This is a genomic window from Permianibacter aggregans (assembly GCF_009756665.1).
Classification (GTDB): Bacteria; Pseudomonadota; Gammaproteobacteria; order Enterobacterales; family Permianibacteraceae; genus Permianibacter; species Permianibacter aggregans.
In genome coordinates this window covers 3509476-3531405 of the sequence record NZ_CP037953.1, presented here as the reverse complement: position 1 = coordinate 3531405, position 21930 = coordinate 3509476, and the positions used below count along the sequence as shown (strand labels likewise).

Annotated in this window: 16 protein-coding genes; 1 reads left to right on the top strand and 15 read right to left on the bottom strand. The window is 56.3% G+C overall.

What is annotated here, in order from left to right; translation table 11 throughout:
* Window positions 1-11: 11 nt before the first annotated feature.
* From E2H98_RS15920 to E2H98_RS15885, 8 genes are all read right to left on the bottom strand, one after another.
* Entirely contained in the window at window positions 12-1736 is a 1725-nt protein-coding gene (locus E2H98_RS15920) for a PepSY-associated TM helix domain-containing protein (protein WP_133590611.1), read from the bottom strand.
* 11 nt (window positions 1737-1747) lie between these two features.
* A complete protein-coding gene (locus tag E2H98_RS15915; RefSeq protein ID WP_198325150.1) occupies window positions 1748-2080 on the bottom strand; it encodes a hypothetical protein in 333 nt (110 codons plus the stop codon).
* A 238-nt stretch (window positions 2081-2318) separates the two neighbouring features.
* Entirely contained in the window at window positions 2319-3377 is a 1059-nt protein-coding gene (locus E2H98_RS15910) for an ABC transporter ATP-binding protein (RefSeq protein WP_133590609.1), read from the bottom strand.
* Window positions 3378-3385: 8 nt separating this feature from the next.
* Window positions 3386-5023 (bottom strand): ABC transporter permease, encoded by a 1638-nt coding sequence (locus tag E2H98_RS15905; RefSeq protein ID WP_133590607.1) that lies wholly within the window; start codon window positions 5021-5023, stop codon window positions 3386-3388.
* Window positions 5024-5226: 203 nt separating this feature from the next.
* Complete coding sequence (locus E2H98_RS15900) at window positions 5227-6237, bottom strand: extracellular solute-binding protein (RefSeq protein ID WP_133590605.1); 1011 nt, start codon at window positions 6235-6237, stop codon at window positions 5227-5229.
* Window positions 6238-6352: 115 nt separating this feature from the next.
* Window positions 6353-7153 (bottom strand): PepSY domain-containing protein, encoded by an 801-nt coding sequence (locus E2H98_RS15895; RefSeq protein ID WP_133590602.1) that lies wholly within the window; start codon window positions 7151-7153, stop codon window positions 6353-6355.
* Window positions 7154-7158: 5 nt separating this feature from the next.
* On the bottom strand, window positions 7159-7662 hold the full coding sequence (locus E2H98_RS15890) for an FMN-binding protein (protein ID WP_133590600.1): 504 nt from the start codon (window positions 7660-7662) through the stop codon (window positions 7159-7161).
* An 84-nt stretch (window positions 7663-7746) separates the two neighbouring features.
* Entirely contained in the window at window positions 7747-8937 is a 1191-nt protein-coding gene (locus tag E2H98_RS15885; protein ID WP_198325149.1) for a porin, read from the bottom strand.
* 284 nt (window positions 8938-9221) lie between these two features.
* Here E2H98_RS15885 and E2H98_RS15880 point away from each other — a divergent pair, with 284 nt between their 5' ends.
* Window positions 9222-11339 (top strand): TonB-dependent siderophore receptor, encoded by a 2118-nt coding sequence (locus E2H98_RS15880; protein WP_157591416.1) that lies wholly within the window; start codon window positions 9222-9224, stop codon window positions 11337-11339.
* A gap of 102 nt (window positions 11340-11441) precedes the next feature.
* On the opposite strand, the gene E2H98_RS15875 is transcribed toward E2H98_RS15880, so the two are convergent.
* From E2H98_RS15875 to E2H98_RS15845, 7 genes are all read right to left on the bottom strand, one after another.
* Window positions 11442-13697, bottom strand: coding sequence for a TonB-dependent receptor (locus tag E2H98_RS15875; protein WP_133590596.1), 2256 nt, complete (start codon window positions 13695-13697; stop codon window positions 11442-11444).
* Complete coding sequence (locus E2H98_RS15870; protein ID WP_133590594.1) at window positions 13694-15232, bottom strand: PepSY-associated TM helix domain-containing protein; 1539 nt, start codon at window positions 15230-15232, stop codon at window positions 13694-13696. The genes E2H98_RS15875 and E2H98_RS15870 overlap by 4 nt, the downstream gene beginning before the upstream one ends.
* Window positions 15229-15495, bottom strand: coding sequence for a hypothetical protein (locus tag E2H98_RS15865; protein WP_133590592.1), 267 nt, complete (start codon window positions 15493-15495; stop codon window positions 15229-15231). Before E2H98_RS15865 ends, E2H98_RS15870 begins: the two co-directional genes overlap by 4 nt.
* A 40-nt stretch (window positions 15496-15535) precedes the next feature.
* Window positions 15536-16822 (bottom strand): lysine N(6)-hydroxylase/L-ornithine N(5)-oxygenase family protein, encoded by a 1287-nt coding sequence (locus E2H98_RS15860; RefSeq protein ID WP_133590590.1) that lies wholly within the window; start codon window positions 16820-16822, stop codon window positions 15536-15538.
* A complete protein-coding gene (locus E2H98_RS15855; protein ID WP_162848175.1) occupies window positions 16815-18653 on the bottom strand; it encodes an IucA/IucC family protein in 1839 nt (612 codons plus the stop codon). Before E2H98_RS15855 ends, E2H98_RS15860 begins: the two co-directional genes overlap by 8 nt.
* An 8-nt stretch (window positions 18654-18661) precedes the next feature.
* Complete coding sequence (locus tag E2H98_RS15850) at window positions 18662-19714, bottom strand: GNAT family N-acetyltransferase (protein WP_133590586.1); 1053 nt, start codon at window positions 19712-19714, stop codon at window positions 18662-18664.
* Window positions 19715-19991: 277 nt separating this feature from the next.
* Window positions 19992-21920: an IucA/IucC family protein gene (locus tag E2H98_RS15845; protein WP_162848174.1), complete on the bottom strand. Its 1929-nt coding sequence runs from the start codon at window positions 21918-21920 to the stop codon at window positions 19992-19994.
* Window positions 21921-21930 lie beyond the last annotated feature (10 nt).

Genomic DNA, 21930 nt, shown 5'->3' with positions numbered 1-21930 from the left:
CAGAGCTTGATTCAGAATGATGTTTTCAGTGTTGCCGGTTGCAAGTCTGCGTGCGACGCGCGCTTCGACTCGACGTTAGGCGCCTGATCGCTGGCGTGCTGATGCCGTGCCAAACGTCGTGCCGCAACAAACGCAATAAAGGCCGTCGCCAATAACGACAGATCAACGCCGGCAACCGGCCAATAGCTGTCGATGAATACCGTTTTGATCAGGTGATCGCCAGTCGTCACGGCATTCAATACCACCGCCGCAATTGCCAGCATCACCAGCAGCCAACACTGCTCACGCCATGCCGGGTTCAGCTGTGCTTTCGCGACCGGGCCGCTGCGAATCGCCGCGTGGATAAATGCCAACATCCAGACAACCCAGAACACGTTTTTCTCCCACTCGCCTTTGCCGACCATGTCGGCCGGCAACAGGCGATTGGCAACTAACATTGCGACGGCTGCGATCACGATACCAGTAACGGTTGCGACGGCGACCGCATCAACAATGCGACTGCCTTGGCTTCCGGTTTTCGCGTGTTGCTGTTTGCGTTTTTCGACAAAGAAAACAAAGCCAGTGGCAATGCAGACGCAGCCCATCAAACCGCCGACCACATACAGCCAGCGCAGCAACCAATGGCGAAAATGTTGCAGGTGCAAACCAGTCAGGAATTCATTGACGCTGGCAACCGCCGACGGTGCCGGGTCTTCGCGAATGACGCGCCCGGTAGCGGCCTCGAAATGCACGCCCTGGCCGACCAGGGCGACTTGATCGCTGCCAGCACGGAAAATACTGACATAGCCGTTTTTATCACCGAGATGATTGATATACAGATAGCCGACTTCGCCAGCCATGTCGCGTGCAGCCCAGCGTCTTTTTGCTTCCAGCACCATCGCGTCAACCGAGGCCATCGGCGCCGCGACGCCAGCCGGCTCATGGGCCAGGCCGGTTTGCTGCGCTTCGATGATTTCATGCTGATCGTGCAAGGGCTTCAGCATCGTTGTCGACATCGGAAAATAGTAATAGCTGGCGAAGATCACCAGACCGGTAAACGCGAAAAAGAAATGAAACGGCAAGGCCAGCACGCCGGTCATGTTGTGCAAATCGAGTGTGCTGCGCTGCGCGCGTTTCCAAGGCCGGAAGGTAAAAAATTCGCGAAAGATTTTCCGGTGCACAACGACACCGGTAACCAGCGCCACCAGCATCATGAAACCGGTCAGCCCGACGATCAGAATGCCGAGGTAATTCCAGTTCCAGTTCAGGCTGTAATGCATCGGGTAGAACCATTCACTGCCAATTTTCAGCCGATCTTCCGGCAGCATCGCACCGCTGCGCGGATCGACAGTGCCCCAGCCGTGCACATGCAGATGATCGTCAGCCGGGTCTTTCAGTTGGTTCGGAATGGCAAACTCTGCGCCAATACGCAGCACCGGATCACGATGCGTCGTGTAGGCATACAGCGATGTCATCGGCATCGTGTCCGGATGTGGCAGCTCACCGATCACGCGCTCGGCTGTCGCTGCCATATCGACCGGATGCGGTTTCAGCTTTGCAAACACCGGTTGCAATACGGCGTCGAACGAGGGCATCGGCTGTGCGTCGAAACGCGTTTCCGGAATTGCCCAGCGATCAATCTCCCGGTCAAACACCGATAGCGTGCCGAAAAAGAAACAGATCATCAGCACGAAGCCAAACAACAGACCAAACCAGGTATGCACCCAGCTCATCGACAGTCGGAAATTGGCAAACATCAGCGGGACTCCTAACCGATCAACGAGGCTTGTAATGTCGATGCCGCCAAAATCATGACCACCGCGCCTCCGGCCAGCAGCGCCCAGACCCGAAGCATGCTTTCGGCCGCGAAGGCCCAGAGAAACACCGTGAGAAACACCAGAAATGCCAGCAGCATCATGGCCATTTCCGCTTCGTGATAATCGACACCGAGCGCCACCAGCACCGTCATGCCAAGCGCGACGACACCCCATGTGAAGGCATAACCGCCGACCAGGGCGGCAGCGACGCGATTGGCGACGGCAACAAGATTTTGAACGGTATTCGAGGCAGTTGCCGTCGATTCAACGGATTGATGTGGCATGGGCAATTCTCGGCATCATGACGACTGTCGCCAGGGCGACCAGCGAGTGCTGCGACCCATTGTACCGACATTAAATAAAAATATCATTAATTCTCATTATCAAATGAAGGCGATGCCCTTGCCAGCGAGCCAATAACCACATGGCTCGCTGTCACGACCAAATAATCGAGGTCAGGAGAACGCTATATGGGTAGAAGCCGCAGCATCCTGATTTGCGCCGCCGGCTTGCCGCGGCAACTCAACCGGCAAAGATCACCTTGTGATCCAAATCGAGCCTAATACCAATCGCTTCGCCAATGGCGTGGTCATGATGTGAGGGCACCAGGCTCAGCACCTTACTGCCATTCGGCAGCCGCAGCGTGTAGAGAAACTCAGCGCCACGAAAGGCTTTGTTTTCGACCACGGCGGTGATCGGGCTCAAATCGTCGTGGAGAATATCGTCCGGGCGGATCAGCACCTGCACTCGTTCGCCCTTGTTGGGCGACGCACTTTCGCCGACCAACTGTTCGAGCGCCAGTTCCAACTTGCCATCAAGTCGGCGCCGGACATCGAGCAGCACACCTTCGCCGACAAAATCGGCGACATAACGCGAAGCCGGCTGGTGATACAAGCGATAGGGCGTAGCCCATTGTTCCAAGCGGCCGTGGTGCAGCACACCGACTTCATCGGCTATCGCGAACGCTTCGTTTTGATCGTGAGTCACCAGCAGCGCCGTGGTGTTACTGGCTTTCAATAGCGCTCGCACTTCCCAGCCAATGGCTTCGCGCAAACCGGCATCGAGGTTGGAGAACGGTTCGTCGAGCAACAAGAGTTCCGGTTTCGGTGCCAGCGCTCGTGCCAGCGCCACGCGCTGTTGTTGACCGCCGGATAATTCATGCGGCCAGCGCTTGGCCACTTCACGCAATTGCACCAGCTCCACTAATTCATCGATGCGTTTTTGCGCGGCGTTGCGCGGCCAGTCGCGCAAACCAAAGCCGATATTGTCCTGCACGGAAAGGTGCGGAAACAGCGCGTAATCCTGAAACACCATGCCGAACCGACGTTGATATGCAGGCACCGTTTGCGTTGCCGAAGAAAGCGTTTTTTCCGCCCAGCTGATGCGGCCGGCGCTGATCGATTCAAAGCCGGCAATGGCGCGCAAGGCTGTGGTTTTGCCGGAGCCGGAAGCGCCGAGCAGGCAACCGATTTGACCGCGCTGCAAAGAAAAACTGAGCTCGTGAATGACCGGCGTGGCCGCATAGCGCACAGCGATTTTTTCGACACGAAGTATGATGGAGTCGGGGGTTTTCGTTGTCATGGCAGCACTCAAAACTTGTCATCGCGCTGGCGGGCCAGCAGATAAACCGGCAGCAAACCGACCAACACCAGCAGCAAAGACGGCAACGCCGCTTGTTGCCACTGGCCTTCCGAGGTCCATTCAAAAATGCGAATGGCCAGTGTGTCCCAACCGAACGGTCGCATCATCAAGGTAATCGGCAGTTCTTTCATCACGTCGACAAACACCAGCAGGCTGGCGGTCAATGCCGGCATGCGCAGCAGCGGCCAATGCACACGGCGAAACAGCGCAAAACCACTGACACCGAGTGAATGACTGATCATGTCGTGATGGGCGCTGATGCGCTGCCAGCCAGCCTGCATCGGCCCGGCGCCGACTGCCATGAATCGTATCGCGTAAGCTGCCAGCAACGCGACAAGCGAACCGCTGAACCAGCAGCTGCCATCAAGCCACGCTGCTGCTCGCGTATCGAGCCACGCCATCGGCAAAAAAATGGCCACCGCCAGCACCGCGCCGGGAATGGCGTAACCCAGTGTTGAAATACGTATCGCCCAGTTCATCGCCGGTGACACCTGCTGGCGCTGCACCCGACCAATCTGCCAAGCAACACTCAGCACAATGGCCGCCGCCATCAAAGACACCGATAGCGAATTCCAGGCAAACCCGAAATAACGCCAATCGAATTCCCCTTGCGATTCTTGCCAAGCCCAAACCGAGAGTTGCAGCACCGGCACCACAAACACGATCAGCAAAACCGCCGTGCAGACGGCGAAGCAGGCTGCAGCGCGCCAGCCATGCAACTTTTGTCTGCGAATCATCGCCTGCCGGCCGGTCGGCAAATAACGCCGGGCTTTGCGGGTGCGCTGTTCCAGCACCAGTAACACGAGCGCCAACAGCATCAACAGACAGGCCAGCTGACTGGCGGTAGGCAGAGAGAAAAACGCAAACCAGGATTTATAAATGGCGGTCGTGAAGGTATCAACGCCGGTGATCGCCACGACACCAAAATCGGCCAACGTTTCCATGACGACCAGCAATACGCCGGCAAAAATCCATGGCCTGGCCAATGGCAGCGCCACCCGGAAAAAAGCCTGACGCGGCGAAAGCCCAAGCGAAGCACCAACCTCCAGCGCGCGCTGACCTTGCGTTAAAAACGCATTGCGCGCCAGCAGATAAACGTACGGGTAAAATGCGCCGGTCATGATCATGATGGTGCCCGGCAGTGAGCGCACATTCGGCAACCAATCAGCCAGCCCGAGGGTGTAAGCCAACTCACGCAATGCCCCACCAAAATCGAACAGGCCGGTTTGCACGAACGCCAACACATAGGCCGGCATCGCCAGCGGCAGCATCAAACCCCAGGCAAAAAAACGCACACCGGGAAAGCGAAACATCGCCGTCAACCAGGCAAGGCCAACGCCGAGCACGGCGGTTAACGCCGCAACACCAACGGTCAGCAGCAAGGTGTTCAAGCTGATTTGCGGTAATACATAGCGGCGCAAGTGCGCCCAGATTTGCGCATCGGTATCGAGGAATGAAGAAAGCAACACCAACAGCGGCAAGGCAGTAAGCGCGGCAAAAAAATAAACGCTGGTGTGCGCGAACGGCGCCTGCTCTATGCCGCCACTGATAGTGCGAGTACTGATTAGCGATGTGGTTTTGAACATCAACAGGGCGTACACAAAGCGGCGAGCAATGGCGGCAGTGTACCGGCTGAATGCGTTGATGCAAATTGACGTTGAACGTAGAGCGCAAACCGTAAGCAACTTGACGCCGAAACGTTGGCATGACATCGAAGAGAAATCAGCGTTGACTCGGCAGTCGGTTATAGCTCGTGGTGACGGTTACGACCGACTGCCGGCGTTGTGGATTATTTATAACCAGCTCGATCCATCAACATCGTTGCCTGTACCTGCAATTCGCCAGCTTTGGCGACGTTAATCAGATTGGCTTTGTATGGCCCCCAGGCCGTGACAAACTCCGCCGCTTTCACGTTCGGGTTGACCGGGTATTCCATGTTGGCGTCAGCAAACAGGTTCTGCGCTTGCTCCGATGACAACCATTCCAGAAACGCGATGGCCGCTTGCCGATGTTTGGCGTGCTTCGTTACGCCCGCACCGGAGATATTGACATGTACACCGCTTGATGCCTGATTTGGCCAGAAAAGGTTCAACTTCAGTTGTGGTTGCTTTTCCATCAGCCTGCCGAAGTAATAGGTATTGGCGATACCCACCGCGCAGGGCGAGCGCGGTTCGGCGATTGCTTCCAGCAGTTTGGTGTCATCCGGAAATGGCGGTAGCGCCAAATTACTGACCCAGCCTTTGACGACTTTCTCGGTTTTCTCTTCGCCGTGTTCGGCAATCATCATCGCTACCAGTGATTGGTTGTACACCTTCTTGCTGGTGCGCAAACACAGTTTGCCGGCGATGCTCCTGTCAGCCAGTTGTTCGTAGCTGCTGAGTGCTGAGGCCTGAATTTTATCCGGATTGAAAAACATGGCCCGTGCGCGCACTGAAAATCCAAACCATTGATTGCCCGGGTCGCGCAAATGAGTCGGAATATTCTTGCTCAGTGTTTCTGATTGCACCGGCTGCAGCACGCCGACTTGCGCCGCCTGCCAAAGATTGCCGGCATCGACGGTCAGCAATACATCGGCTGGTGTGTTGGCACCTTCGGCCTGCAAGCGCGCCAGCAACGGCCCTTCTTTATCGGTGATGAACTGAATCTCGACACCGGTCTTTTTCTGATAGGCATCGAACAATGGCTTGATCAATTGTTCGTTGCGAGCCGAATAGATCACCAAATCGGCGGCGCTGCTGGCGACTGACGCCAACCCGGTGATCAGCACCAAACTCAACCGCTTCCACTGATTATTGCTCATCGCTCAATACTCCTGCTCTCGAAAACCGCGGCGGCATTATTCCCGCGCGGAGGGTGCCAGACAAAAGAAGTTTTTACGACAACACCAGCATCCGGTTCATGCTCTTGGCACCGCCTCAACGATTTACTTGTCGGTGATTGCCGTGGCGCCGTTTCCACCACATCCAGATACCAGAGAAACTCAGAAACAGTAGTCCCATCGCGGCCAGGTTGGACAACCATTCACCGACGACACCGAACATTCGGCCGGAATGCAAATCTTGCAGCACCCGCTCCCAGTGCAGTTGTCGTGCCCGCCAGTCTTGTCCAATCGCCTCCTGCAACAGTACCGGCATCGTCGCGCTGGCAATCATGGGAGCCGGCATTGCGGACTGCTCCATCGGATGCCAGGTCAATAAATCTTCGCTACGGAAATAGCCTTCAGCCGTTTGCAGCACAAGACGCTCTGCAGAAAAGCTCGCCGCAATAACCGGCGACGGCAGATCGGCATCGGAAATTATTTCGATCAATTCGCCATCTGCGGTCAGCAACACCAATTGCTTGCGCCCAACGGCGACAATCATGTCATTGAATGCCGTCGCCAGCAGTAATTCATCCGCCGGCGCGGCTATCGCTTGATGATCAAAATACCACTGTTGCTCGAGGTCACTCAGCCAGTGTCCGGAAACCGGAAATGTCTGCAGTTTTGCCTCGGGAATGCCATACCAGTCGAGCAACAGCTGGCTATGCACAGGTTGTTTATCGAGCCCCAGGCGACCGGCATATTGCAGCAGCACACCGGTTAACAATAACCAGCAAACCAGAGGTACAAATACCAAGCCAAGCCGCCAATGCCAGCGGGCAAACCATGGCCGCGACCATTTTTTATTGCCATGGTTTTTCTGAGCAGTGTGACGATGTTTGGGAAACTTCGACATGGCGTTCAGGGCAGTTGCTGGTGCATGTACAAAGCCATCCTGGCAATGTTCTGCATGGCGCGCACCGACAGGGTAGCGCCGGTAATGCCATCAATCGGCTTGGAAAGTTTTTGTTCACCGGTCAAGCGGGCGCCATCGAATTGACCGGTGAAAGCATCCGAACGTACTTCCCAGCCGCGACTTTCCCGGTAAATCAGCACGGCAATGCGTTCAATCTGTTGGTCGTTGATCACGACACCAAAGGTAATCGGATGTTCTTTGCCGATTTCGTCCAGAATCCAGGCACTGCGTTTTCCCTCACGCCAATACCGGGTGCGGGCGCCATGCGGTGCATGGCCAAGAATGTCGGTGATGGCCCTGCGTTGTTCTTTGTCGAACCAGAACAACTCTGGCGCGGGCACTTTGCCAGCGAACGTTTGCTGCAAAAACTCGTCAGGGGCGAGATAGGTACTTTCGGCCCGTAACGAGAACGATGCCAACAACAGGCAAACAAACAGCCATCTGGTCATCGCATCGCTCCGCATTTCAGATCGCGGTAAAACACAAAAACCGGAGCAGATTGAGCTGCCCCGGTTGTCTCGCATCGAAGACGTTTAGAAGTAGTAACCGACGCCAAGGTTGAAGCCCTTGTCATCGAGTGCACCACTCAGTTTTTCGTAATCGGCTTTCAACACCACGTTTGGATGCACCCAGGTATTGATGCCGAACTGCGCGGACTTTTTCTCGGTTTCGACAGCAAGGCCGCCGTTATCCCAAACGCTGTAACGCGCAAACACGCCGAACATCTCGTTAATGCGGAAACCAGGCTCGATGAACCAGCCGTCCTGCTTGTCGACATTGGCCGCTTCCGCCGTGGCGCTGTCGATATCCCACATCGCATAAAGCGCGCGCAGATCAAATTGGCCGATTTGCCAGGCGGCGTGCACTTCAAACAGCGTCGCCGAGGCTTCTTCGGAAGCGCTGGCCGTGGTGCCTTCACCCTGCAGCAAATCGCTTTGGTATTGCAGCGTTGTCGCCAGTTCCAGGCCAGGGATGGCGGTGTATTTCAAACGGCCGGTATAGGCCAGCGCATCGCCTTTGGCTTTCGACACTTTCTGGCGACCACTGCGAATATTAAAGCTCTGGCCCGTGTACAAACCGCTGGTCAAATCAAACTCACCGGTCAAACCGTCAGCAAAACGGTACGTGGCGCCAACACCGCCTTCCCACCAAGTGGTCGGGACGATGTCGCTTTCAATGCGGTTACGCTCGGTACCATAAAATGTTGGCGGTTCATGAGTTTCGTTCAGCATGCCAACGGGCAACAGAAACAAGCCCGCTTTCCAGGCAAAGGCGTCGCTGACACGGTATTCGATGAAGGCTTGCTCCAACTCGACTTCGCCTTTCTTGCCTTCACCGGCCAGCGCGTGCTCCAGCTCCAATTCGGAGAAGAAGCGCACTTTGTCGTTGAATTCGTGGCCGAAGAACAGCACAAAGCGGTGAAAATCAAAGGCTTTGTCATCCGTGCTCGACGCACCATCCGGCGCTTTCTTGTCGTAATTGCCGTAATGCAATTCGCCGTAACCGCCAAACGTCGATTTCGACGCCGTGCCCACGTTACTGGCATTTTCCGTGGCTTCCACCGCAGCTTCGACCTGCTTTTTCAGCTGATCAATCTGCTTTTGCTGTTGGTCCAGTTTTTTCTGCAGGGATTCCACCTGGGCGTTGTCGGCGGCCAACGAGGTACCGGCCAATCCCAAGCTGACGGCCAGTGCAACGGCCGACTTCCACAAAGTGTTCGTCATGTTGAGTGCATCCTTTTTAATTGAGAATGTGAAGGAACGGTGCGCATTGTACGGGAATTGGTCACTAATAAGAACACTTCTCATTTTTGTTACTTGATAAAAATCAATCTTATTAGCAACAAAGTTCGAACTCAGTTGCTCCCCTTAACAGCCAGCCCCGCAGCACCTGATAAGTCGGCAAACCACCGTGCTTCGGTCATTGGGCTTTTCCGCTATTGATAATGATTATCAACAACACTATCATTCTCTTGCCAATTACTTTCCCGTAACAAAGGATCCATGCCGTGAACCTGCCCTTTTCCCGACTGTTCCGTCGGTCTTTGCTTGCCGTCGCCCTTACCCCTTGTTTTGCCACGTTCGCCGATGAACTACCCGATGACGACGCCGCCAAAAGCAAGGTCGAAACCATCGAAGTGCATGGCGAAAAACTGCCGGACAGCTACCTGACCCGCGACAGCGACACCGCCACCAAGCTGAATCTCTCGGTGCTGGAAACGCCGCAATCGATTTCCATCATCAACCGCAGCCAACTCGATGATTTCAACCTGAACAACATCAATGAAGCATTGGAACTGGCGACCGGCGTGCAGGTCGAGCAGGTGGAAACCGACCGCACCTATTACACCGCCCGTGGTTTCGACATCACCAATTTTCAGGTGGACGGCGTTGGTCTGCCGCTGACCTATGGCAATGCCGAAGGCGATTTTGATACCGCCATTTACCAGCGCATTGAGGTGCTGCGTGGCGCCAACGGCCTGATGGCCGGTGCCGGCAATCCGGCCGCAACGATCAACCTGGTGCGCAAGCGCCCGACCAGTGAATTCCAGGCCAGTGCCGGCTTGAGCTACGGCTCCTGGAGCACCGCCCGCCTCGACGCTGATGTCTCCGGTTCGCTGACTGAAAATGTGCGCGGCCGGGTCGTCGTCGCTGCTCAGCAAGGCGATTCCTACCTTGAGGATTACGCGCTCGACAAAAACATTATCTACGCCGTCGTCGATGCCTTCGTGACGCCGCAATCAGTGCTGACCTTTGGCGTCAGCCAGCAGCAAAGCAATGCCGACAGTCCGCTCTGGGGCGCGCTGCCGCTCTACTACACCGATGGCAGCGCCACCGATTACGATGTCTCGAAAAGCACCTCGGCCGACTGGGCTTACTGGGATTCGAAAGAAACCAATCTGTTCGCCGAATACGAATACCAGTTCAGCAATGGCTGGCTGGCGAAAGCGGTTTACAGCCAGAGCGACATCGATGGCGACAGCGAACTGTTTTATATGTTTGGCACACCGGATCGCAGCACCGAGGCAGGGCTGACCGGTTATGCCAGTGCCTATGTCCTGAATGACAAGAAAGATATTTTTGATCTGTTCGCCTCCGGCAGTTTCACGCTCGGTGGTCGCGAACACGATATGGTGTTGGGTTTCAGCTGGTCGGAAACCGAAATCGAAGATCAGTCCTGGTATGACTACACCAACGGCTTCCCGCCGATCCCGAATTTCGCGGCCTGGAATGGCGACTATCCGCGTCCGAATTTTGTCGATATCGGCGATGGCAGTCAGTGGACCGAAGAACAAACTGCCGTTTATTTTGCCTCGCGTTTCTCGCTGACCGATGCTTTGTCGCTGATTGCCGGAGTCCGGGTATTGGACTGGCAAAGTGAGGGCGTCAGCTACAGCACACCGCAGAACGCCGAAGCCAATGGCAAAACCCTGCCATACGGTGGCCTCGTTTACGGCCTGACCGATCAGGTTTCCTTGTATGCAAGCTACACCGAAACCTTTATGCCGCAGGGCGAACTCGGTGCTGATCTGACCCGACTGGCGCCGGCCGAAGGCAGCAGCGCGGAAATCGGTTTCAAATCCTCGTTCTTTGACGATGCACTGATCGCGAGCTTTGCCTACTTCGACGCCGAGCATACCAATATCGCCGAATACGCGTATTTCGATACCGTCGCCCTGCAAAATATTTACGCTGGCACCGATTACTACAGCAACGGTTACGAATTCGAAGTCGCTGGCCGATTGGCCGACGGCTGGCAACTGGTCTTCGGCTTCACCGATCTCGATATCGAAGATCGCGATGGCAACGCCGACCGCACCTTTGTTCCAAGACAAGTCCTGCGTTTGGCCACCAGCTACCGTCCACCCAGCTTCGATGCCCTGCAATTCGGCATGCGTCTCGACTGGCAGGATGATATTCACCGTGATGCCGGCAGTACCGCCATTCGCCAGGACAGTTACGCGCTGATTGATCTGTTCGCCAACTACCACGTCAACGAACAAATCAACGTCTCGGTGCATGTCAACAACGCGACCGATGAGAAATACATCCAGAGTCTGTACTGGGAACAAGGCTATTACGGCGCACCGCGCAACTATACGCTGACGCTGAACTGGCGTTATTGATCATCACCCATGAAAACAAAAAGCGGCCAGTGGCCGCTTTTTGTTTTTCAGGTTGAAAAAAGAAGGACATACGGAAATCCCCTCCGCATGTCCATTTTTAAATCAGTAACGCAGCGTATACAGCAACGCCACAGAACGGCCGTTGGCCGGAATGCCGACAAAATCGCCATAAATATTCTGCGCCCACTGGCTGTACACCGTTTGGTATTGCTCGTTCAGCAGGTTGCGGATATTGATCGTCAGCGCGCCGGCCGGCAATTCGATTTCAGTCAGCCAGTCGTAAACGGTGTAGCCATCGATTGCGGCCTCACGCGGGTTGTCCCGATTGGCCGCATCGTAATCACCGACATGCAGCGCCTGGATTCGGGTTTGCCAGTAACCGCTTTGCTGGTAGCCAAGATAAACGGTGGCTTTCATCGGCGACACCTCGAATGCCGACAGTGACAGCCAGTCGCCGCTGCTTTCATCGCGGGTTTCACCGCGCGTGTAAGCGGCACTGCCACCGAGCGACCAGTTCTGATCGAGGTAGGCATCAAAACCGGACTCGATGCCTTCGATGCGCTTTTCCTGATCAAGAATATCGACCGAATAATCGGCATTGAATACCGGCGTTTTCGATGAGCGATTCTGGAATGCCGTGACATGAAGGCGACTGTCATCGCCGCGCCAGCGCCAGCCGATTTCCGTGCTTTCAACTTTCACTGCTTCCAGTTCCGACTCGGCAACAACGGTGCCGCCACGAACACCGGGAATGAACAGCGTCAGACTGTTCGGCGCAATGGCGTTGCGCAGCAGACGGGCGGTATCCGGCAGCTCGAAACCTTCGGAATAATTGACGAACCATTGCTGGCTGGCATCAATGGCGTAAACCGCGCCGAGGTTGTAAAGATTCTCGCGGTAATCGAGCTCGGCACCCGGCAACGGCGTGATGCGCGGAATGACGCCAAGTCCATGCGCGAAGGTTTCCAGCACCGGCACTGAATCGGAAACCTCGACCTCAACCTGTTCATGACGAATACCGGTACGCAAGGCTAGCGCTTCGGTCATCTGCCAATGGTTCTGCATGAACAGCCCGAGTTTATCGGTGCGCACATCGGGGCCGTAATCGTATTCGCCGCCAATCGGAAGGTACTGCAAACCACCGCTGATCAGAAACGCCATCGGGTCATAACCGCGTGCTCGCTGGCGACCTTCATCGCGGTCGTAATCAATGCCGTAAACCAGGCGCCAATGCTGTATCGGCTCACCATCGAGCGCCAGTTTGACGCCGGCAACATCGGCATAGGAAGTCGATTGATTGACGACAATGCTGCTGGCATTGCCGGGAATCAATTGCTGCGGAAACGGAAAGAAACGAAACTCGCGTTCGCGTGCATAAGCCAGTGCATGCAGGCGCTGGCCGGCGACATCGTCATGGCGATATTGCACGCTCATTGCCTGCCGTTCGGTATAAGGCTGATCGTCAAGCTGCAGACCGGCCACCGCTTCGACCGGCACCGATTCGCGGCGCAACAACACCGGTACACCGGGGCCGCCGTAATTCGGGCCGTATTCGCTGTCCTGCTCGTTCTGATAACGGCTGAAATGGAATTCCATGCGTTGCAAATCATTCGGCTCGAAACCGACTTTCAGCAACATGTCGCTGGTCTCGGTATCCGACAGCGAGGTCTGCGCCGGCTCTGGAGCAATCTGCCGGCCTTCGGCATCGAACGCGCTCTGGCGGCTTTCAAAACCAAAACCGAAATAAAAATCGAACGCGCCTTCACGGCCGGTAGCGCCGTGGGCAAAACCCAAATCACCGCCATCGCCACTCGATTCGGTATTGATCGAACCACCGCTGCGGACATCAAACGCCAACGATTCGCCGCGATTGCGCCGGGTGATGATATTGATGATGCCGCCGGTACCACCGGAACCGTAAACGGCGCTGGCGCCGGAAATCACTTCGATGCGCTCGACATGCGACAAAGACAGATTATCGTAATGCCGGGAGACATCGCGATTATCGTTCTGCGGTACGCCGTCGATCAGCACCAGTACATTGCGACCTCGCATCGTTTGCGAAGCGCTGGTGCGCGTTTCGGTGCTGACACCGAGCGAAGGAATCAGCATCGCCAGCACATCGCCCAGCCCCTGCCCCGGCTGCGCCTGTTCCAGCAATTGCTCGCGGCCAAGCACCTGCACCGTGCCGGGAATTTCGGCGAGGTGTTCGGCACGTCGGCTGGCCGTGACGACGATATGTTCAACTTCCTCTTCATCCTGCGCCGGTGTTTCCGGTTCGGCCAATGTCTGCTGGCTGAACGTCATGGCAATGGCGCTGGCCAGCAATGTCAACGAGTGTCGTGGTTTCCCAATCATGGTATTTCCTTTTGTTGCGTTTTTGGTTTGGTAAAAAATGCGGGCAAACTGATGAGGGATAGAAATGAGGGCGATGGCGTTGTCGCCAGCACCCGGCGCATGCGCCAGTAAATACCGGCACTGAACAGCGCCAGCAACAGCAGACCGATATCAACGGCCAGCACGATTGGATCGGCAACGCCCTGGCTGAGACTCAACGCTGCGCTGGCAGCGAGTAAAATCGCCAGCATGCCGGCCGCGCGTTGCAGCGCCTGACGATGGCTGCGTGTCCACATCAACGCCAGTATCGCGAACGACAGCGACAACCAGAACAGCGGCCCCGGCGCGCTGACCGCGCGAGCCCAAAGCTGTGCCAACTGGGCATCGAGCAGCAATACCGCCGAGGCCGATGGCATCGCCAGACAAAGCCAGTAAGAGCAACGCAGCCAATGCCAGGAAAATTCTCCTGATCGGCGTTTATCAAGTGCCAACAACACCCCGAACAACATCAGCGCCAATAAACCAAAGGTCAGCAGTGCGTAAAAAATTTTCACGATCGGCTGATAAAAACGCACCAGGTGCAGTGTCACGGCCAGGCTGTACAGGTAACCGCCGGAACCGAGCTCGGTGAAATCGGTCTGCCGCAGATGCTCGCCGGTCACCGCATCGAAATGCATTTCCTGCATCGCGGCCCAGCGGGCAAGCCAGGTACCGCGAATATGCACCTGGCCGCCGGCATCGCCGTAACCGTGGTATTCGACCCGCTCGATTTTGCTGCCGGGCCAAATCTGTTCGAACTGCTCGAACATCGGTGCCAGTGGCGCCATTGGCGCTTTTTGTTGCTGCAACACCGGCTCTTCACCAAACAGCGCCGCCGTGGCTTTGTGCCGATCGCCATCGAACGCCACCAGTGCGATCAAACCAAGCAGCAGGCCGGCAAGCCCGAGCAGCGCGCCGGAAAACCCCATCAGCAACTGAAAGGGTGCGAGCCAGGCACCGAAAAAGCGATGACCGTCAGAAAACCATAAGCGCTTGCTTTTATCGCGTCGCCAGGTCAAATAGCTGCGACCAAATTTTCGCTGACCGAAAATGCCGACGATTAACAAATAAAACAGCGCAACGCCGAGCAAGCCGACCAGGTATCTACCCCAAGGTTTCGGCAACAACAAATCGGTGTGCCATTGCCAGAAATAATCGGCGATGCTCTGCTCCGGCGCCTGCAGGATTTTGCCGGTATGGACATCGAGAAAACGTTCGTGCAGACGCTTGTTTTCATCCTGCGCCAGGATCTGCGCGAAACGGTCTTCACCACGCGCCAGCTCCAGCCGGAACTCATTGAACAGAAAGCCTTGTTCGCGGGCACGCTGTATCAAAACATCCGGCGACAATGGCTGAAGATTCTGTTCATCAAGTTGAATAGCCGGGTGCTGCCAGATCATCAGCTCGGAACGAAACAGCGACAGCAAACCGAACCAGGAAATCGCGAACAACAGCAAACCGCAGGCAACGCCGAAGGCGATATGGCTGCTGTTGATCGTACGCAAAGATTGACTCATGACGCCCCCGTCCAGACCAGCAACAGCACCGTCATAACCACGAGCCCCGTCAGCATCAGCAAGCCCCACCACCAGCGGCGTTGCAACAGCAGCAATAGCGAAAAAGCGAGCCACAACGGAATAAGCAACACCGTTGCATTCAGCAGCACCGGTATCGACGGCGTCGCCGTGCCGGTGCCGGAAAGCATCGCGACGCTGAGCGCGGCAAACAGACCGAGCACGGTGCTGCCGATGCCGCGGCGCCAACCTATCGGCTGTCGCATGGTGCCTCCGAATCGAACGGAATGACGACGAGCAGGTTGTTCATGCCACGGCCTCGGTCACTGCCGGTGTCTGCCAATCGAGCAGACCGCCACCACTGCGAATATCGAACCTCGGCTCGCCGAGCAAATCGTTGATCACACAGGCCGAACGCCAGGCCATCAGGCTCAGTTGTTGTTCGGCGACCCCATGCGAATAGCGGCCGGCATTCAGCAGATAAATGCGGTTATGACGCGGTCCGTCCCAGCCGACCCGGAACTGCGCATCGAGACGCGGCCGCCCTTGTTCATCGCATTCCAGTCGCTCGCGCAGCGATTGCAGGCAGGCCGGAAAAGCATCGCTAAGGCCGGTGCACAAAATGATCACGTCGGCCCGGTACTGACTATGGTCGCCGTGCAGCGCATCGTGTACCGTCAAGACAAAATCCTGATCACGGCTCAGTGCCATCAGCTCACGATTTGGCAGCAATTGCAGCAAATCGGCGCTGCCATCGAGATAACGCTGGCGGTACAGGCGCTGATACAACTGCGTCAGCGTCTGCGGCGACACGCCATCGGAAGCCAGCTTCTGCTCGGCGACCAGACGCTGACGCCGCTGCCATGGCAGTTGCTGGAACGCGCTGACGTATTCCGGCGTGAAAAACTCGTTGGTGAATGGTGTTTCATCCAATGGCTGCAAATTCGGCCTTCGTGTCAGCCACAGCAGTTGCTCGCAGCGCCCCCATTGTTGATCGAGCAGGTTCAGAACAATTTCAGCGCCAGTCTGACCGCCGCCAATGACCGCCACCCGCTTGCCGCGCAGATCCGGCTGGCGCCGGCCAATTTCCAGCGCATGAAAACACTCGGCGGAAATATGCGGCTGACAGCAAGCCGGCACATGCGGCCGACGGCCGGTACCAACACTGATGTTGCGCGCCTTGATTTTTTGCTCGCCGATACACAGCACAAAATGATCGCGCTCGAACACTACGTCACTGACGCCGCTGGCAAACTGCAGCGACGGCAACCGTCTGGCCACCCAGGAAAAATAATCGGCGAATTCCTGACGACTGACGGCGCGCTGTTCGGCGTTCAAAAACGCATAAAAACGTTTATGCGCGACCAGGTAAGCAAGAAAACTGTGTGGATTGGTCGGCGCCACCGGCGTCACCAGATCTTTCAGAAACGAGGTCTGCAGACTGGCGCCCGGTAACAGTAAATCCGGGTGCCAGGAAAATTCAGGTTTACTGTCGAAAAAGCGCACCGACGTATTGATGCCGTCGAGCAACGCGGCAATGGAAAGATTGAACGGCCCGATACCGATGCCGGCCAGATGCAAGGTGTCAGTCATGATGCCCTCCGAGCTCAAGTTGGTTTTGGCCTGTTTGTTCGACCATCCATAGCGGATTGTCGAGATCGCCAGCCAGCATCGGCAGCGGCCGCTCGGCGTTGTCGTGATAACCAATGCGAAAACGCACGCGATTAATGCAGACGCGCGCAATGGTTGGCGTGAACAAATCAAACATCGCGAAACGATTCGAAAGCTCAGGCTGACTGGCCTGATAACGGCGCAGAACCTCGGCCAACAGCGCATAGAACTGCCGCTCATCAAAAGCGCAGCGTTGCCACAGCAACGCTGACAGAAAACGCAGCACCGTGACGAAATGACCCGTCTGCAAATCGTGAATCAGGTAATGGGCCGGCAAGCGCGTCAGCGTCTGCTTGACTTGCTCCGGCATCGTCGAGTGTTCCGGAAAATGCTTATCAACCATGCGCAAGTCGCCATGAAAATCTTTCAGTGCGACCCGCACCGGCATTTCACCATCGAGGATCAGTGTCAGGTTCTGGGCATGGGCAACCAGGCCGATGCCGTAACGGCACATCAGGTGATAAAGCGGCACGACGACCGCATCGAACAGCGCACTGAGCCATTGTGCGGTCGACAAACCGGAGCGGCGAATCAGCACTTCGATCAATGGCCGACCATCCTTATCGGTTTGCAGCAGCGCCGCCAACAACATTGGCCGTTCGCCATCCTGCAAACCGGCCGCTGGACTTTGCCGCCAAATCGCCCCGAGCATTTCCCGGTAGCGGTACGGCGTGTTGGCAACTTGTTCCTGCTCCGGGTGCGGATAGAAAATACCGGCGACTTCCTGCAAGGCAATCGTGCCGCGCGCCTTCAGCACCGGATCGTTTGCACACAGCGTCGCCATCCAGGCCGACAACTCGGCGCCGGTTTCGATGTATTGGCCGGGAATGCCGCGATAACACGAAGTGTTCAGCACCGTGATCGGCAGCTTGATATGCAAACAGGCCGGGCGCTGCGCATTGGCCAGTGTGCGCAGCGATTGCAACGGCAAATAGGCATCGCCAAACGCGCCAAGATAACGGAGCCGACCGGCGGCGATTTCACCGGCGAATTGATGACGGATATGGTGCTGCCATTGCCAGGGATGCACCGGCATCGGCAGATAGGCCTGCCAGTCAATATCAAGCGTTTGCAAACGTACCATCAATCGCTGTTGCTCGCTGCTATCCAGGGATTGCTGCAGCAGGCGCTCGACCGACCATTCGCTTTGCATGCCAACGCGCACCGCTTCGCGTTTAACGGCGAGCCAAATCAGCGCCGCGCCGCTGGCGCTTTCGGTACCGTAACGGGCAAATTCCTCGGCCCCCCAACCGATGCGGCCTTTGTTCAACACCGCTTTCGGATGACCGTCGAGCAGGGCCTGCAAAGCTTCATCGGGTAAATCCGCGATGATTTCCGCCGGCAGATTGGCGCGCTGTTGCAACACGGCCATGTCGGCAGCCAACGTGTTGGCAAGCTCATGCAAGAACACACCGAGCGTGACGTCATTCAGCTCCAGATCGGCAGCGGCATCGATAAAAAATTGCGCGGCATTATCGGCCGACGTTGAAACCGTTTGTTGTTCCCGGCGCAGGCTGTCGACATCAATCAACAGGAAGTCCCAGATACTGCGCACCGCCGAAAAGCGATAGCGAATGCCATTGCTCAATTTCAGCAGATAACGATCAGCGCTAGATGCTTCCGGTCGCAATGCTTGCTCGTAACTGAGTTCGGCCAGCGCCTTGGCGGTCAAACGGCGATTGGCGATGCGCCACAGCGCCGCCTGTTGTTGTAACGCCGGTTCATTTTGTTCCATGTTTTTTACCCCATTCATGTGAACGCTCATGTGAACTCAGTCTCCTGAAAAAATCGTTCCCGCTCGCACGTGACCAGCGCCGCCCGTTTATGCGGAAAATCGAATTCCTTTACCTTGTGCCAACTCGTCATCGTCAGATACTTCAACAGCTTGCTGTTATCGGCACGCGGTTCGCCGACCAGGCGCATGGTTCGAGCATCATCAAGGAACAGGAAGTGACTGATGCCGTTCAGCCAGGCAACGCCATACTGACGTCCGAGAAAGCGCGACTCACCAACCAGCAAATGGGCGCCACGATCAAAAGGTGCGGCGTCATAATGCGGGCCGATGCGATCTTCGAGCGCCCAGTACAGTTCGAAATAACCGAACGGCTCGTCGTCGAAACAACCGACCACTGGTTGCAGATGGGCATCGGCCAACACGGTGTCGAGATAGCGCGCCAGTTCTTCACGAGGCTTGGCGAGCTCCCAGAATTCGGCAACGCGCGATTGCTGCATCCAGTGACAGAAACGATCGAGATCGAGCGCCGGATCAAGCTTGCGAAAACTCAACACGGTGTCGAGATTTGGCAAGTAACGCTGGTACAGCAGACCATTCGGCAATGGTCGCCGCTGCGGATGACGCAGGCCTTTGTCATTCTCGACCCAGGACAGCGGTTTGCCGCCACCGTTGTCACCGAAATACCAGAGCAGCGGCTGCTGAAAAAAATCGCTGCAATCGATCAAGCCATCGTCATCGCACCAGCCTTTCGGCACCGCGAACAATCGCCGCAGAGCTTCACTGAGTTGTAACTGGCGCGGTGTACCGGCTTGCCACCACAGCCATTCGAGACTGCGAGCCAGCAAGCGAAAGGGTAGCGTGTGTTCTGAATCAGCCAGCAATAACTGAAGCTCGCTTGTCGTTTCGCTGTTCTGCAGTCGCAGTTCGGCCAATCGTTGCGACGACGAGCGAAGCTGTGCGTGTAGGCCTTGCGTATCGACGAGCCAGTCAATGCAAACGCCATCTTCCACGGCGTGAAAGATCGGGTCCAATTCGATACGAACTGGAGATACGTTGATCGCGGATTTACTTCTGTTCATCTTGTTTGATTCCTTTCTCAATTAATGATGCTCTGGTGCTAAAACTATCGCTGCTAGGCTTCGCGAAAAACGTTCCACCCAACCTAAACCACTCTGAAAAAGTCAACACATAATGCTGGTCATACTCGCGTAGGTTGGCGCTGAGCATAACGAAGCTCAACACCACTTCATCTGTCGCCGTTGGGCTTCGCGAAAAGCGCTCAACGCCAACCTACGTATTGCGTGAATCACATTGAGACCTATGGCGATATAGCGTTAAAGCGTTCACACATCGCGTTTACAAACGGAACAACGGATTCGGCATCGTGTGATAAACCGAGAGCGGGTCGGTCGTCGTCGTTTCGTTGACGTTCTGATAGCTGCAACGAAAATTGCCTTTTGACCACAGCAGCGCCGAGTCGAGCAGGTAATCGAGACAACTGCGATCCGCAGGCGCTTGCTGACGCAAGTCATTGAGGCGATCATGCAAGAGCTGCAGTAAGAGGTTTTCGCCGATCACCCCACCGGCGGCGATGGCGCTGACGACACCAAAGCAACTGTTGACGATCAGGTAGTAACTGAACAGCCGGTTGGCCATCTCGTTGTCGATTAAGTTTTCGGTTTCCGCGCCGAGCTCTGGCAGATACGGCGACAGCAATTGATGGGCGACATGGCTGTAGCCGGTACCCTGACAATCGCGAAAATAACCGTGCACCGGCAACGCGCCATCAAAACGCAATACCAGGTTTTGCTGATGCGCACCGAACAGCAAACCAAACTCAGCCTGGGCGATAAAAAGCGGTTCGACAACGGTATCGAGAAATGCCGTGAACCAACGCCGCGCCGCTTCGGCCGGCAGACATTTCTGTTCGTCAGCAAACTGTTCAATCAGCGTGATGACTCGCGCTTTTCCCTGCAGAGGGTGGTCCTGGGTCAGCGTCGCCAGCACGCAGCAGTTGTCCGCCGCGGCAGCAACAAATGGATTGTCGCGGAACAACACCAGACTCTCGGCGACGAGTTGCCCTTTGCCATCTTTCAGACACAGATAAGCCGGCTCGCTTAAGATCGTGAACTGCGGACAGCGCTCGGCAAACTGCGCACCGACCGGTGACTGTTGCACCTGGTGCACTTGCAGGCCGCGTTGCATTTCTTTCGGCAACAAGGTGCGCAGTGAATTGGTCAGCCGCACACTCAAGGAAAACTTCAACATGAACGGCGCATGGCGGGCATAAATCGATCGCGTCGATGAAGTGGCGCGCCAGCCGCCGCCAAAGCTGCCGAGATCGACAATGTCGCCGCTGGCGAACAGCGGCTGCAAACGGGCATCGCGTTTCAGCACGTTCAACTGCCACGGATGCGCCGGCATCAGCACCATGCCCGGCGGTGGTGAAGGCCTTGCCGCACAAGCCATCGGTTCGCTATCGAATACCTGTTGCGCCAGCTCCAAAGCCGAGTGCGCATGGGCGCTGCGCGCATGCAGAAATTCTGGTGCCACGGCTAACCAGTGCAGCGCAAATTCATTGCCATATTCCGGCGCGAATCGTTCGGCGTCGCCATGACTGAATTGATCGCGGCTTTTCGGATTCGGGTGTACCGAATGACCGACCAGCAGCGCCTGTTCGGCGTCGGCAAAATTCAGCGGCGCATTGAACAGCACTGGCAAATCCTGCCAGCGGGCCCGCAGCGCAGTTTCGATATTGGCGTTACTGGCCTTGACCCGCTCGATAAACAATTCCCTTCGCGTTTTATCGAGCGCGCCAAACAAAGCCGGTTCCGAAGCCGTCAGCGTCACGGCTTCGGCAAAACCCAGTGGTCGCAACCGACCATCGGCCGCCTGCAGCCAACAAGGCAGCACAAATTGATGACGGCCACCCAGTGTCTGGTGCGACAACAGGAGCCACAACCAACCACCGCATGAAGGCAAAGATAGACGCACGGCGTTGACCACGTTATCGGAACGGATGACGGCCGGCGCTTGCCGCCATTGCCAGCCTTCGCCTTCGCATTCGCGCAGCAGCGCATTGAAATAGCAGTTGGCTGACAGCTGTTCGGCGGCGGTTTGGACCAAGCGCTGTTGCGGTGACGAAGAAGTTGGTAGTTCGAGCTCGGACAGAACCAGTTCAGATAATTCGGCGATTTTCCGAACCGATTGGTTCGGGGTCTGTTCTGAGGAGTCAGACGCTGTCAGATCAAATTCCGGCAGACGAGCGAGTTCAGAAGCATTCATCACGGGCATT